The 14,824-nt window shown below is 34.1% G+C and carries 13 protein-coding genes and 1 tRNA gene; 6 read left to right on the top strand and 8 right to left on the bottom strand.

Going from position 1 to position 14,824, the window contains the following annotated elements; all coding sequences use genetic code 11:
* Positions 1-32 precede the first annotated feature (32 nt).
* Positions 33-2,279, bottom strand: coding sequence for an Hsp70 family protein (locus ACEW8E_RS09135; RefSeq protein ID WP_373480027.1), 2,247 nt, complete (start codon positions 2,277-2,279; stop codon positions 33-35).
* Between the two features lie 770 nt (positions 2,280-3,049).
* Here ACEW8E_RS09135 and ACEW8E_RS09130 point away from each other — a divergent pair.
* Positions 3,050-3,346, top strand: a complete 297-nt coding sequence (locus ACEW8E_RS09130; protein WP_373480026.1) for an addiction module antidote protein — start codon at positions 3,050-3,052, stop codon at positions 3,344-3,346.
* 38 nt (positions 3,347-3,384) lie between these two features.
* Here the strand turns inward: ACEW8E_RS09130 and alaS are convergent, their stop codons facing one another.
* The gene (gene alaS / locus ACEW8E_RS09125) at positions 3,385-6,069 is read right to left on the bottom strand and encodes an alanine--tRNA ligase (RefSeq protein ID WP_373480025.1); all 2,685 of its coding nucleotides are present in this window, start codon (positions 6,067-6,069) and stop codon (positions 3,385-3,387) included.
* 96 nt (positions 6,070-6,165) lie between these two features.
* Here alaS and ACEW8E_RS09120 point away from each other — a divergent pair, with 96 nt between their 5' ends.
* Genes ACEW8E_RS09120 through ACEW8E_RS09100 form a run of 5 tightly spaced genes read left to right on the top strand, consistent with a single transcriptional unit; the run spans position 6,166 to position 9,113 of the window.
* The gene (locus tag ACEW8E_RS09120) at positions 6,166-6,381 is read left to right on the top strand and encodes a type II toxin-antitoxin system HicA family toxin (protein ID WP_373480024.1); all 216 of its coding nucleotides are present in this window, start codon (positions 6,166-6,168) and stop codon (positions 6,379-6,381) included.
* A gap of 2 nt (positions 6,382-6,383) precedes the next feature.
* Positions 6,384-6,605, top strand: a complete 222-nt coding sequence (locus ACEW8E_RS09115) for a type II toxin-antitoxin system HicB family antitoxin (RefSeq protein WP_373480023.1) — start codon at positions 6,384-6,386, stop codon at positions 6,603-6,605.
* A 17-nt stretch (positions 6,606-6,622) separates the two neighbouring features.
* Positions 6,623-7,411: an ApaLI family restriction endonuclease gene (locus ACEW8E_RS09110; protein WP_373480022.1), complete on the top strand. Its 789-nt coding sequence runs from the start codon at positions 6,623-6,625 to the stop codon at positions 7,409-7,411.
* A 3-nt stretch (positions 7,412-7,414) separates the two neighbouring features.
* The gene (locus tag ACEW8E_RS09105) at positions 7,415-8,614 is read left to right on the top strand and encodes a site-specific DNA-methyltransferase (protein WP_373480021.1); all 1,200 of its coding nucleotides are present in this window, start codon (positions 7,415-7,417) and stop codon (positions 8,612-8,614) included.
* A gap of 19 nt (positions 8,615-8,633) precedes the next feature.
* Positions 8,634-9,113 carry a nucleoside deaminase gene (locus ACEW8E_RS09100; protein ID WP_373480020.1) on the top strand — a complete coding sequence of 160 codons (480 nt, stop codon included), beginning with the start codon at positions 8,634-8,636 and terminating at the stop codon, positions 9,111-9,113.
* A 14-nt stretch (positions 9,114-9,127) separates the two neighbouring features.
* Here ACEW8E_RS09100 and ACEW8E_RS09095 read toward each other — a convergent pair whose 3' ends face one another.
* From ACEW8E_RS09095 to petA, 6 genes are all read right to left on the bottom strand, one after another.
* On the bottom strand, positions 9,128-9,787 hold the full coding sequence (locus ACEW8E_RS09095) for a hypothetical protein (RefSeq protein ID WP_373480019.1): 660 nt from the start codon (positions 9,785-9,787) through the stop codon (positions 9,128-9,130).
* An 83-nt stretch (positions 9,788-9,870) separates the two neighbouring features.
* The gene (locus ACEW8E_RS09090; RefSeq protein WP_373480018.1) at positions 9,871-10,053 is read right to left on the bottom strand and encodes a type II toxin-antitoxin system HicB family antitoxin; all 183 of its coding nucleotides are present in this window, start codon (positions 10,051-10,053) and stop codon (positions 9,871-9,873) included.
* Between the two features lie 41 nt (positions 10,054-10,094).
* The gene (locus ACEW8E_RS09085; protein ID WP_373480017.1) at positions 10,095-10,370 is read right to left on the bottom strand and encodes a hypothetical protein; all 276 of its coding nucleotides are present in this window, start codon (positions 10,368-10,370) and stop codon (positions 10,095-10,097) included.
* 379 nt (positions 10,371-10,749) lie between these two features.
* A complete protein-coding gene (locus tag ACEW8E_RS09080) occupies positions 10,750-13,233 on the bottom strand; it encodes a beta strand repeat-containing protein (protein WP_373480016.1) in 2,484 nt (827 codons plus the stop codon).
* Positions 13,234-13,627: 394 nt separating this feature from the next.
* Positions 13,628-13,714, bottom strand: a tRNA-Ser gene (locus ACEW8E_RS09075).
* A gap of 122 nt (positions 13,715-13,836) precedes the next feature.
* A complete protein-coding gene (gene petA, locus ACEW8E_RS09070) occupies positions 13,837-14,817 on the bottom strand; it encodes a cytochrome f (RefSeq protein WP_373480015.1) in 981 nt (326 codons plus the stop codon).
* Positions 14,818-14,824 lie beyond the last annotated feature (7 nt).

The following is a 14,824-nucleotide window of genomic DNA, read 5'->3' as shown; positions in this document are numbered from 1 at the left end:
ATAAAAGTCTGCAGAAAAGGGGATTTAGGGGCTTAACGGGTTAAACCAGTAGATACTACGCCCGTAGGTAAATCTTTTTCTAAATACTCTCGTATTTCTTCCATTAATTCTCGTAAAATTCTGTCAGCCGTTGTGCCATCACCCCGTTGCATGGCATCTAAAACATTAGCGAATTTATTTTCTAAAACCTTGCCATGCGCAGGTGCAATACGATTCGCTCTTCTGACTCCGAAACGAAGCATAATTAAAACATGAACTAAATCAGGTAAATTGTCATATTCTTGTTTCCCATCTTCTGCTAACTTTTGCATTGCCGAAAAATTGTTAGCATTAATGGCTTGTGTCATTGTAGTAACTAACCTTTTCAAACGACTTATTTGATCTTCGTGCATATAACTAACGCAATACTCAAGGGCAAAATCAAAATCATCTAAGTATTCTTGTATTTTGCCAAAATCTTTACAAGCTAACTTCTGTAACTCTTTAAGTTTTTCTTCTGCTACTTGAATGCGATCACGAAATGGCGCTGTGCGATCGCCTTGTAACGATGTATTATTTTGACGAATTTGATTTGAAGCTCGGACAATTTCACCAGCCAACTCATTAACATACTCAGCACCATATTCCGTTAAGCTACCATTATCATTAAGTTGAGCGATTAATTCTTCTACCTCTTGATTAATTTTTTCGTCTTGATTACCACGAGAAAAAGAGCCGCTTACACGAATAGCGTGATTATTTTTGAGACTGGCAGTCATGGTTAAAGCCGAATTTTCCTCATCTAACTCTATCATCACATCAACTTCCGTACCTTTAGGATAAGGTTTATCTAAAGCTAACCACATATCACCAATACGATCATCATAGTCATTATCGGTACGAACTTTTTTATCCAAATTAACCCCGATGGTTTCGACTTTATCAGGGCTAAAAAACTTAAAATGTATCAATTCTTGCCCATCACCAGAGGTTTTAAAAGTTTTGGTTTTTTGAATCGGTAAAACTTCACCCAGTTTAATCAATTCAAAACGAGGATCATCTACTAATTTGATACAATAATCACGAGATACCGTGCCGACAATTTCCGTAATGCCAGAAGAAACAATACCAGCACCTTCTGCCACTGCATACATCGGCCGTGGATGAATCACCACTTTATCACTACCAAAGGCTTTAATAACTTCCTGTTGCACTAAAGGAATTTGACTTGAACCACCCACCAACAATACAATATCGATCATATCTTCAGGATAATCAGAATATTTGATGGCATCTTGACAAATTTCGATACTACGCTTAACTAAAGGTAAAATCATCGCCTCAAATTCCACCCTTGTGATAGTCACATCGATAGGGATTGCCATACCAAACTCATCAAGGAGGGGAGTAGAAGGATTAATTTTTGCTTCGGTTTTACTACTCAAGTCAATTTTTGCCCTTTCTGTGGCAATTTTCAAATCCGCCTTAAACCGCACTTGCTGATAATAGGGCATTTTTTCGATTAAGCTATCAATATTATCTAACCCCTCCTCCTTCGCTACCTTTTGCTTAACTAACTCCCCTAATTTGTTATCAATATCATCTCCTCCTAACCACAAATCCCCAGCTTTTCCAGACTCAATAAAAGTGTTTCCTGAAGCAGTAATCAATGATGAGTCAAAAGTACCACCACCAAAATCATATACCAAGATAGTTTTAACATCATCACTATCAGCTTTAAAACCGTAGGAAATAGCGGCAGCAGTAGGCTCAGGTAATAAAATTGGTTTTCCTAACCCAGCTCTAATAGAAGCGTTTTCTGTGGCATAGCGTTGTTTATCGTTAAAATAGGCGGGAATAGTAATCACTGCCTTAGTAATTTTACCCGATTGTCCCATCTTTTCTTGATAAGTTTGGGCATTTTTGACAACTTGCTTGAGAATTTCTGCACTTATATCTTCAGGTTGATATTCTTTACCACCAAGCCATACCGAAAGACTATTTTCTGTGCCTTGAGTGGATTGAGTGATTTTATAACCAAAGTTTTTGAGTTGTTGTTGCACCACTTCATCACCGAAACCACGCCCCATTAAACGCTTGATAGAAATAATAACGTTTTCTGGATCTTGTTTTAACTGGTTATAGGCTTCTTTACCTACTATCAAATTAGTACCCGAAAATGCCACAATGGATCTCACTAACGCCCCGTCTTTACTATCATTGACTACTTGGGTTTGTGCAAATTTAAAAGCCGCCACAGAATTAGTTGTGCCTAAATCGATTCCTACAATATTACCCATAATTTTTATTAAATATTTAGTCTCTGTTTATATATCAGTAACGAATCATCAATTTATGCGCTTTTTCTCGAAAAATTTAAAGAAAAAATGCTAAAGGAATAAAAATGAAAAAGAAAATCATTTCAAACAAAAGAATACAAACATCAATAATGAGAATAGTAATTCTAATGATAATGTGCCGTATTCTTCTGGTATATAAGAGATACAGACTGGTATTTCTCCAGCCTCAACGGAATTAGTGTTAAAAATCATGATACTACCTGTTGCTAATGATAAACTCAGTAGTAGATTTCTCCCCCACTTTTCACACTGTCGGGAGTAATTAATTACTGGAGTTGAAGCTGAAAGTGTTATCGCATTATTCATAAGTGAATTTTTAATTTTTGATTTTCTATTTACTTATCAGTAACGAATCATCAATTTATGCACTTTTTGAGAAAAATTTTTTTTGGGTAATAACGATAAAGAAGAAAACCATTGAAACTAACTGAAAACTTCAAATTTTTGGTAATTGGTAATGCACAACTGAATAATCTATATATATTCTTCCATCTCAAAAATTTATTAATAAATAAATTGTGCCTAAATTTTCAAAGGTTATAAAAAGATAACAATTATGGTGGGCAATGTGCACACTACCGTTAACTAAATCGTATTAATATTTATGATGTACAGATATTGGCAGAATAAATATCTTCTTTTAGGAGGAGATAAAAATTCACAAAATAAGGATATACAGAAATCGATTAATCTTTGGGAGGAATATAAAAATGAAATTGAGAGATATTTCCGAGACATTTGAAAATGATTTACAAGATTCAGACTTTATTATCGGTTATTTAGAATTATCTTTAAATAAAGGATTACCTACTTTTTTAATGGCTTTAAGAGAAGTAATTCAAGCAAATGGAGGTATGAGTTTGATTTCTCACAAAACAGATTTAGGTAGAGAAAGTTTATATAAAACACTTTCTGAATCGGGAAATCCTCAGTTTGCAACTATCGATAAAATTCTTCACAGTTTAGGATTAAAATTAGCTATTACAATTTCTCATAATAATCCATAGTTATTTATAGTAGGGCGATGCACCGCCCACCATCAAAATTAAGATAAAATCTCAATTAATTTATTTTTAGCAATAGTTAAAGCCTCCTCAACTTTACTTGCATCTTTACCTCCAGCTTGGGCAAGATTTGGTTTACCACCGCCACCACCACCACAAATTTTAGCAATTTCACCGATAAATTTACCTGCTTGAAGTTGTTTTTCTTTATAAACTTTTTCACCAAAAGCTGCTACTAAATGTACGGACGAACGGCCGTTCGCCCCTTCACTTTCTTCAGGAATGGAGGCTAAAATTACTGCAGAATTACCTAATTTTTGTTGTAATTTTTCTCCTGCCGATTGCAAAGATTTAGCATCTAATGCTCCCATATTTGCGACTAAAATTTTAAATTCACCGACAGATTCCGCATCATTAATTAAGTTTTCCGACTTTAATAAAGCTAACTCTTGTTTAATATTTTCTAACTCTTTTTGAGTGGTTTTTAATTCACTTTGAAGATTGGAAAATCGATCAAAAATCTCCTCTGGTTTAACTTTTAATTTGTCGGATAATTGCTTAACGACTTCATCTCTCACTTTGAGATATTCTAAAACAGACGCACCTGCTACCGCTTCGATACGGCGGATACCAGAAGCAACCCCCGTCTCCGAGATAATCTTAAATAAGCCAATTTCTGCAGTATTATTAACATGAGTGCCTCCGCATAACTCCATCGAAACGCTAGGAATATTAATTACTCTGACTTCGCTACCATATTTCTCTCCAAACATGGCGATCGCACCTTTAGCTTTAGCATCTTCAATGCCCATAATACTAATATCTGTCGGATGAGATTCAGCTATCCAAGTGTTAATTAAATCTTCAACTTGTTGTAATTGTTGCTTAGTAATAGGTTGGGGAGAATTAAAGTCAAAACGTAACTTATCAAAGGATACCAAAGAACCTGCTTGAGAGATGCTTTCATCGACAACTTTTTTCAAAGCCGACTGTAACAAGTGGGTTGCGGTATGATTCGCCCTGACACGGTTACGACAAGCTTTATCGATAGTTGCGCGTAACTTTTGCCCAATTTGAATTGTACCTCTTTCCACTGTACCATAATGGACAAAAAAGCCCGACTCTTTCTGCACATCTTCGATGGATACTAACACATCTTCTCCGGCTAAATAGCCCTTATCGCCAATTTGTCCGCCAGATTCTGCATAAAATGGGGTTTTATTCAAAATTAACTGCACTTTACTACCTGATTCGGCTTTTTGTACCGATTTACCTTCAATTAATAACGCCTCGATGTGACTGATTAACTGATATTCACTATAGCCTAAAAATTCTGTGGGATGGATATGCTCTGCTAATTTATCTATGCTACCCTGTACAGTTAAATCAATGGTTTCATGGGCAGATTGAGAGCGGGTGCGTTGAGCTTCCATTTCTGCTTTAAAACCATACACATCAACGGTTAAACCCTCCTCCTCAGCGATTTCCTGAGTCAATTCGAGAGGGAAACCGAATGTATCATAAAGGGTAAAAGCATCCTCTCCCGAAATAGTACCACAGCCATCTTGGCTGTATTTTTCTTGATTTTTGAGCTTAATTATCAGCTCATTTAAGAGTTTTTCTCCTCTTTCAAGGGTTGCCAAGAAAGCCGATTCTTCCCGTTGCAACTCGGTTTTAATTACCTTTTCTCTTTCTCTAGTGTTGCTGTAAACTCCTTCTAATAGCTGTATTGCCGTTTCCGCTACCTCAGTGATAAAATTGCCATCGATACCGATTAAACGCCCGTGACGCACCACACGACGAATTAAACGTCTTAAAACATAACCACGCCCGATGTTAGATGCAGAAATACCATCAGCTATCATCTGTACGATCGATCGTACATGATCACCGATAACTTTCAAAGATACCTTAGTATTTTCCGAAGCAGTTTTATAGTCAATATTTGCCAACTTTGCCGCCGTAGCAATGATAGGGAAAATCAAGTCAGTTTCATAGTTATTAGGCACTTGTTGCAGAATTTGTGCCATTCTTTCTAACCCCATCCCCGTATCAATATTTTTGTTTTGCAGGGATGTTAAATTGCCGTCAGCGTCTCGGTTATACTGCATAAACACCAAGTTATAAAACTCGATGAAACGGGTATCGTCTTCCAAGTCGATATTATCATCCCCCAATTCTGGCTTAAAATCATAGTATAACTCCGAACAAGGACCACAAGGACCGGTTGCCCCCGATTTCCAGAAGTTATCTTCTTCTCCCATGCGGATAATGCGTTTTTCGGGGATTCCTATTTCATCTCTCCAGATAGCAAAAGCCTCATCATCTTCCCTAAACACACTGACAACGATTTTTTCGGGGGGTAATTTAAACACCTGCGTAGATAATTCCCAGCCCCATGCGATCGCTTGTGACTTAAAGTAATCACCGAAGCTAAAATTACCCAACATCTCGAAAAAGGTATGATGTCTAGCAGTGCGCCCTACGTTTTCAATATCGTTAGTACGAATGCACTTTTGCGAAGTGGTAGCACGGGGAAATTCAGAGGTTTTTTGTCCTAAGAAAATAGGCTTAAATGGAAGCATTCCTGCGATCGTCAGTAAAACAGTAGGATCTTCAGGCACTAATGAGGCACTAGGCAGGATTTTGTGTTGTTTTTGGGCGAAAAAGTTTAAAAATTTCTCTCTGATTTCGTTTCCTGTTAAAGAAGGAGGGATATTAGTCATAAAATATTATCAATAATGGTCTATCTCCTATTATTGCTGATTTTTGTTGCTATCATAAAAGCTAAAAGTTTGTAAATCAAGAAAATCTCATGATTAATGCCTAAAAAAATTCGAGAATTAAAGAGTTTATTGAAGAAAACAGGGTTTGTTTATCGTACTGCTAAAGGTAGTCATACTCGTTGGTATCATGAATTATTACCAGAAGATCCGATTACAATATCAGGAAATGATGGTGATGATGCTGAAAAATATTTAGAAAAACAAATTAACCAAAAATTAGCTAAATTAAAAAGAATAAAAGAGAATAAATAACTATGAATAAATTTAATTATACGATTACTATTCAATGGAGTGATGAGGATAGCTGTTTTGTAGTTTTTTTTCCTGATTTTAAAAATGAAATGCAACCTATTACTCACGGTGAAACCTATGAAGAAGCCTTAAAAAATGGGCAAGAAGTTTTAGAATTAATCATTGAAGAATATCAAGAAGATGGTAAAACTTTACCTCAACCTAAAACCTTTGTTTTTGCTTAAATTTTAGTCTTACATAAATGAAAATAGAATCTTTAAATAAAAAAGAGCTTGAAAATTATTGTCAAAAATATGGAATTACAATACAAGGAAAAAATACAAAACAACAATTAATAGAATTAATTAATGAGGATAAATTTAACAAAATTACTGATGCTATTAAACAAGGAAAACAACTAGAGTTGTTAATATCGCAAATTCATTTACTTTCGGAAGAATATGCTTCCCAATTAAAAATACAAATTGATTTAAGAAAAGAAGAAATGAAAAATGATAATACTTCCCATTATCTAATTTATAGAGTTTTGGGAATAACCAGTCAAGAAGGTCAAAAAATAGACGAATATCAAAATATTGGCAGGTTTTTATATAATTATGCTGGTTCTTTTTTAGAAGAGGTTGCTTCTTTATGTTTATTATTTAACAATCCTCAAGGAAGAAAAACTACTGTTAAAAATTCTTTTGGTACAAAACCGAAAACTTTTGAAATTGATTTTTTAGATGGCAATGACGCTATTGAGATTAAATGGAGAGATGCCAATACAGACGGAGATCATATCACGAAAGATCATACTCGTGTAAAAGCGATACAAAATAGTGGATATAAACCGATTAGAGTAATGTTTTATTATCCTCAAAGAGAACAAGCTATCAATATTCAACAAACTTTAGAAACGGTTTACAAGGGAGTCAATGGAGAATATTATGCTGGAGAAGAAGCATGGAATTTTATCAAAAATCGTACAGGATTTGATTTAAAACAGATTTTAATAGATATTGCAGATAAAAAAACACCAGACAAAAGTTAAATTATGGAAAAAATAATTAAAGGAAATTGTCTTGAAGAATTGAAAAAATTTGATTCAGAAATAGTAGATTTAATCTACTTAGATCCACCATTTTTTACTCAAAAAAAATATTCTTTAACAACCCGTGATAATTCTATTAATTATGAATTTGATGATGTTTGGCACAGTCTAAATGATTATCTATTAATGATGGAAAAATGTTTGATTGAATGTAAAAGAATATTAAAAAAAACTGGTAATATTTTTTTGCATTGTGATAAATCTGCCTCTCATCATTTAAGAGTTTTATTAGATAAAATATTTGGCTCTGATAATTTTAGGAGTGAAATCATTTGGTCTTATAAAAGATGGTCAAATTCTAAAAAAGGTTTACTTAACTCCCATCAAATTATTTATTTTTATTCCAAAACAGATAATTTTAAATTTAACATTATTTATACTGATTATTCTCCCACAACAAATGTTGATCAAATATGGCAATTAAGAGAAAAAAATACTTATGGTAAATCTGTATATAAAAAGGATAAAAATGGTAACATAATTTTAGCTCAAGAGAAAAAAGGCGTTCCTTTATCAGATGTTTGGGAAATACCTTTTTTAAATCCAAAAGCAAAGGAAAGAGTTGGTTATCCTACGCAAAAACCTGTTTTACTTTTACAACAAATTATTAGTATTTCTAGCGATGAAGGTGATTTAGTTTTAGATGCTTTTTGTGGTAGTGGTACAACTTGCGTCGCATCAAAGTCTTTAAGTCGTAGATTTATTGGTATTGATATATCGGAAGACGCGATCGAACTCACTAAAAAAAGATTAAATGAGATGATTATAACTAATTCTGAACTTTTGGAAAAAGGAAAAACAAGCTATATAGAAAAATCAGAAGATGAATTATTTTTATTAAAAAGTATTAATGCTATTCCTGTGCAAAGAAATAATGGCATTGATGGTTTTTTGAAAAGACAATTTAATGATAAACCTATACCTGTTAGAATACAAAAAAAAGATGAAACTTTAGAAGATGCGATCGAAGCTATTAATAATTCAGAACAAGCAAAAAAAAGTGCGTTAAAAATAGTTATTCAAACGAATAATTATCGCCAGTTATTCCCTTTAGAAGATAATAAAATTCTCATTATCAAATCATCTGAATTATTGATTCATGAAGAATTAAATAATATAAATATGATACCGTATAATAAATAAAAAAAGAAATTTACTTAAAATGATCAACAACAAAGATATTGAATATATGCGTCAAGCGATCGCCTTGATGCGAGAGGCCGGAGTTGTCAAGAAAACAGGTGGGGCATTTGGTACAGTTATAGTTAAAGATGGAGAGGTAATTGGGGCTTCTGGAAATAGTGTTTTACGGGATAATGATCCTACAGCCCATGCAGAAGTAAACGCTATTCGTCAGGCTTGTAAGAAACTAGGAACTGTTGATCTATCAGGTGCTGTTTTATATAGCAGTTGTGAATGTTGCCCTATGTGTTATGCAACAGCTTATTGGGCTAGAATTTCCAAAATTTACTACGCCGCTGGTTGGAGTGATTTTGCAGATCTTTTTGATGATGCTAATATTCAAGAAGATTTAGTTAAAGAATATAAAAATCGCTTACTCGCACCAGAGCAAATTCTTCAAGAAGAAGCACAGGCTGTTTGGGAAGAATTCAGAGAGCTTCCTGATGGTGCAAGATATTAAAATAAATATTTTCACTACCAAAAACTAATCGGAATGTGTCGGAAAATCTGTAACAGTATAAAAAGGGCAAGGAAAATGCTTGTTAATGCTAATAATTGCTCTTTTTTTGTGCCTTTACTTTCTAACCAATTTTGATAAATACGACTAATCCAAGGAACTGCAAACCAACCAGTTATGCCAACACTACAGAAATTACCAAAAAGCATCCATGTCGGAAAATCAATTAAAGATGGCTTTTTCAGAAGTAAATTAAATAGCATCACGGTGGGATAAAGTACCAATAAAACTAAAAGGTTAATTTTCCACACAGGAGAGGAGTTGTTAACACTTTTTTTTATCCAACGGGTATAACTCTCGAAATTTGCTTCCCCTTTAAATTGATAACCATTATTTTCTTCCCCATAAAGTAATTCTCGTCTTTCTTTACTATCAATCCAATTAATACAATTTTCTGGGGTATCGAATCGTAATATAGTTTCAAAAACAAGGGTTTCTCCCTCCTCCACTAATATAGGCAAATCTTCACTAATATAACCTTGATAATTTTTAGCCCGTGTCCTTAATTTTTCTTGAAATTGTAAGAAATTATTATAAGCTAAGGGATTAATTCTATGTATAAAACGATATTCAAAAAATTGATCAGATGGTTGAGGTAATGAGGAGAAAGAACTCATGATAAAAGATTGAATGGCAAAAGAAAACTTATAATTTGAGTCTATAACTAAAAAGTTTTAGATTACAACTTAAGCATAGTTTATCAGAGTTTTTCTTTTTCTGTAAGAGTGGATAAGTATAGTTCTATTGCCTCTTGAATATTAGCTTTTATTTCTTCTAAAGAATCCCCTTGACTTTGACAACCTTCTAATTGAGGGCAATAAGCATAATAGCCATATTCATCTTTCTCAATTATTGCACTTATTTGATAATATTTATTATTCATATGTTATTTTATTACAAACGTTTAAAAATTTTGCTTAATTATTATTCTAAAGATTTAAAAGCCTTTATCATTGCTGTTTCTCCACCCCATGCCCTTCTTACATTATTGGGATCAATAATTCGACAATTACCAAATATAATATTTTGTTGTAAACGCCATCCTTTCACATTAGCTATATTTGTCCAAAAAATATGACCTCCCATTGTTGGAGTAGGAATATTTGGCATTCCTCCAAGTTGTTCAACCAATCTACCAATACATTGAGGATCTTCTGCAATACGAGTCAATACTTTAATGGCTAAAACTGTTGTAATCATAACTTGAATATATTAGAAAGTAAATCATCTAATTTTAGATTGTTAACTATTTAAGTAACAATTTATGAACAAAAATTATATGAGCAATTCTAACAAAGATTTTAACCTAAAAATAATAGTACATTTAAAGATAGGCTAACTCAAATGATTAAATTAGAATTATATATCTTACAAAATCGAGAAAACAAGAGGTAAACTATTATGATAGCTATTATACCTATAGATACTGACAAAATTTTGGAAATGAAAAAAGGATTGTAAAAAAAATCGCCCTCCGAAAAAAAGAGCGATATTTAGATTTTTTTATGGTGAAAGAAAAGACAGAAAAATCAAATTTTGGACTTATTAAATCTTTTTCTATCTTCCCGATATAGATAAATTAACTAAAGAATAAAGTACCACTACTACCTGGTGCTAAATTAGCGGCGGTAAATCCAGTCGCATTATTTAATGTAGCTAATAAACTACCCGTACCAAATCCAGCATTTCCATCAACACCATCACTTAATCGTAATTGAGTGTTACTACCATTGACTCTGACATCAATATTATTAACACCGAGGAAAAAGAACTTATCATTAGCGATTTCAAATTGACCGACAGTATCACTGCCGTCTCCTAAAGTGTAAATGATTAAATCAGTCACTCCATCATTAAGCCCAACCGCTAAAGTATCATTTCCTAAACCACCTATAAGAGTATCGTTTCCTCCATTAGCAATTAGGTTATCATTTCCGGCAAGACCACTGAGAAGATTATCACTATTATTTCCTCTCATATCATTGTTGAGACTATTTCCTGTACCATTGATATTGTTAGTTCCTGATATTAAGAAATTTTCGATGTTATTGCCAAGAGTATAATTACTATTACGAATTCTTACTTGATCAATACCCTCGTTAAGGTTCTCAATAACAACTTTAGGTAAACCAGAAAGTAAGTAAATATCGTTACCTAGTCCACCAATAAGAGTATCGATACCTAAACCACCGTTAAGAATATTATCATTAGCATCTCCAGTAATACTGTCATTTCCAGCAGTACCAGTGACATTAGTGAAATTGATTATAGTGAAATTAGGATTACTTAATCCTGCACCATTAACAGTTAAGCTATTAGTACTTAAATTTACAGTGATACCAACTGCGGGATCTAAGGATAGAGAACCATCAATAGTATTGCTTTGACCCACTGCACCAATAATAGTTTCTACACCATTAAGGGTATCTTCTCCTAAACCACCACCTTTGGTTACTATTCCTAAAGGTTTCAGGGTAATTGCTTGTCCTAATGCACTATAATCTGCTGTGTCAGTACCAGTACCACCGATTAAACTATCATTTCCTGAACTACCGATGAGAGAATCATTACCAGCACCACCATCTAGGGTATTATCAGCGGTATCACCTTTAATAGTATCATCACCATCTGTACCAATAACATTGACAAAATTTTGAACAGTGAAAGGAGAAACAATAGCAGGTACACCTACAATGGTTAATGTTTCTGCGGTTAAATCTACGTTTACGGATACCCCCATACCAGCAGTTGAGTTATCAATGACATTCAATAATCCTGTTGCACCAATAATAGTTTCCACACCATTAAGGGTATCTTCTCCTAAACCACCATCTTTTGTTACTACTCCAGTGGGTTTAAGGGTAATTGCTTGTCCTAATGCACTATAATCTGCGATGTCAGTACCAGTACCACCAATTAAACTATCATTTCCTGAACTACCAATGAGAGAATCATTTCCATCTGCACCGTTAACACTATCGTTACCAGCACCACCATCTAGGGTATTGTCAGCGGTATCACCTTTAATAGTATCATCACCATCTGTACCAATAACATTGACGAAGTTTTGAACAGTGAAAGGAGAGACAATAGCAGGTACACCTACAATGGTTAATGTTTCTGCCGTTAAATCTACGTTTACGGATACCCCCATACCAGCAGTTGAGTTATCGATGACATTCAATAATCCTGTTGCACCAATAATAGTTTCCACACCATTAAGGGTATCTTCTCCTAAACCACCATCTTTTGTTACTACTCCAGTGGGTTTAAGGGTAATTGCTTGTCCTAATGCACTATAATCTGCTGTGTCAGTACCAGTACCACCGATTAAACTATCATTTCCTGAACTACCAATGAGAGAATCATTACCAGCACCACCATCTAGGGTATTATCAGCGGTATCACCTTTAATAGTATCATCACCATCTGTACCAATGACATTGACGAAGTTTTTGACGGTAAAATTAGGATTAACTAATCCAGCACCCACAACGGTTAATGTTTCTGCGGTTAAATCTACGTTTACTGATACCCCAACACCAGAGGTTGATACATCAATAATACTATTAGAACTTGTTGGTGCAATAATGCTTTCGACGGCAATTAATTGATCTGTACCACCAGCAGATTTAATGATTGTTCCTGTAGGTCCGAGGGTAATAAATCCGCCACTAGCAGAGTAATCCGCAATGTCGAAATCAGCACCACCGTTGAGGGTATCACTTAGACTATTTCCATCATTACGACCTACCAGTGTGTCATTTCCTGCACCGCCATCGACACTGTCATTACCGTTGTCTCCCAATAAACTATCATCACCGTCACCACCAAATAGGGTATCATTATCATTACCACCTTTGAGAGTATCACTCCCCGCATCTCCATTTATTACATCAGCACCTGTGTTACCATTGACACTGTCATTATCATCACCACCATTGATAGTGTCATTACCACTACTTCCTGCAATGGTATCATTCCCCCCTAAACCGTCAATTAGATCCGCATCAATAGTTCCATTCAGATTATCTGGACCTGCTGTTCCTGTTATTATCGCCATGTTAATTTTTTGATTTTTTAATTACTGATTTTCAGAATGATATTAACATAGTTATTTTGAAAAAAAACATTTTTTAATATTTATTTATATCAATTTTTTTTGATATATTATTTATGCTTATTAAATTTTTTTCTTCACTTTTACAAATTTAAGTTAGTTTTAAATATAGATATATAAAAATATGAGTATATAGCTTTTTATTTAAAAACAAATTAATGTTTATTGTTTAACTTATTTTTAAATTTTGATAAACTTATGAAAGTAAAAAAGATAGATAAATAATATAAGTTAAAAAAAATTTTTTAAATAGCCGAGTTTCAGTGAGTTTGAGTAATTAAATAACTTTCATCACAATGAAAACAGCTTATAAAAAGAATATTTTCAATTATAAAAACGGAGGGGGAGGGATTTGAACCCTCGAAGGTTTTGACACCTTAACAATTTTCGAGACTGCCGCATTCAACCACTCTGCCACCCCTCCTTGTCAAGTCTTCTATTATACTCAGTTATGGTTTTTCTGTCAAAATAGACTCTTTTAAAGAAAAAAATCATAAAAAAGGAGGCAAATTTGCCCCCATAGATTACCAATAAGAAGGAAAAATATTAGAAATACATTCCAGCTTCTTGTACTTTCTCGATTTGTTTTTTCTTAAGTACTAACAAAATCTGAGATAACATAATACCAGCTATAAACACTAATAACCATTGAATACGAGCAGGACTTTGTAACACAACTTCTGTATCTTTTTGTCCGAAACCACCCACATTAGGATCATTGGTTAAAGCCTCACCATTAGCTACTTGTTGCCCTTGAGCTACAATTAATTGAGGACCGGCAGGAATATCAATAGTACTTTCACTAGCATCATCAGCAGTGATAGCTACGGTATAACCTCCTCCTTCAACTTCAGTAATAGCAGAAACAGTACCAGCTACAGGAGCTTTAAAGACGTTATTATTACTAGGTAGTCCTGTAGGATATAATTGTCCACGTCCTCGGTTTGCTCCTAAGTGTACGGAGTATTTACCATAATGAATGTTAGAGTCAGTGGCTGGATCTGGAGATAATACAGGAAATACTATTTCTTCATAACCATCTCCAGGTAAAGGACCTACAATCACCCAATTGTCATGTTCTGCATTGTAAGTTTGAAAGTAAGCACCGTTAACTTTTTCTTTCAATTCTTCGGAAATGCGATCATCAGGAGCGATTTTGAAGCCATCAGGTAACATTAAAACTGCACCTACGTTTAAACCGCCTTTACTTCCGTCTCCTAAAACTTGTTGCGCATTATGATCATAAGGAATTTTGACCACTGCTTCAAATACGGTATTAGGCAACACAGATTGAGGAATTTCCACTTCTGCTGGTTTTGCGGCTAAATGGCAGTTGGCACAGACAATACGACCAGTTGCTTCACGAGGTGTTGCAGGGGCAGTTTCTTGCGCCCAAAAGGGATAAGCGTTAGCACTTTGAGGTAATAAAATGTCACTAGCTAAGAATAAACAAACACTAGCGATGGCAATTAAGATAATTTTATTTATTTTTTGCGCCATATTTGTTAAAAAAGAATGATCTCTCATGGATAGG

It is taken from the genome of Geminocystis sp. (genome assembly GCF_041753295.1).
In the GTDB taxonomy this organism is placed as follows: Bacteria; Cyanobacteriota; Cyanobacteriia; order Cyanobacteriales; family Cyanobacteriaceae; genus Geminocystis.
The sequence above is the reverse complement of the archived record's forward strand: the minus strand, read 5'-3'. Positions and strand labels throughout refer to the sequence as shown.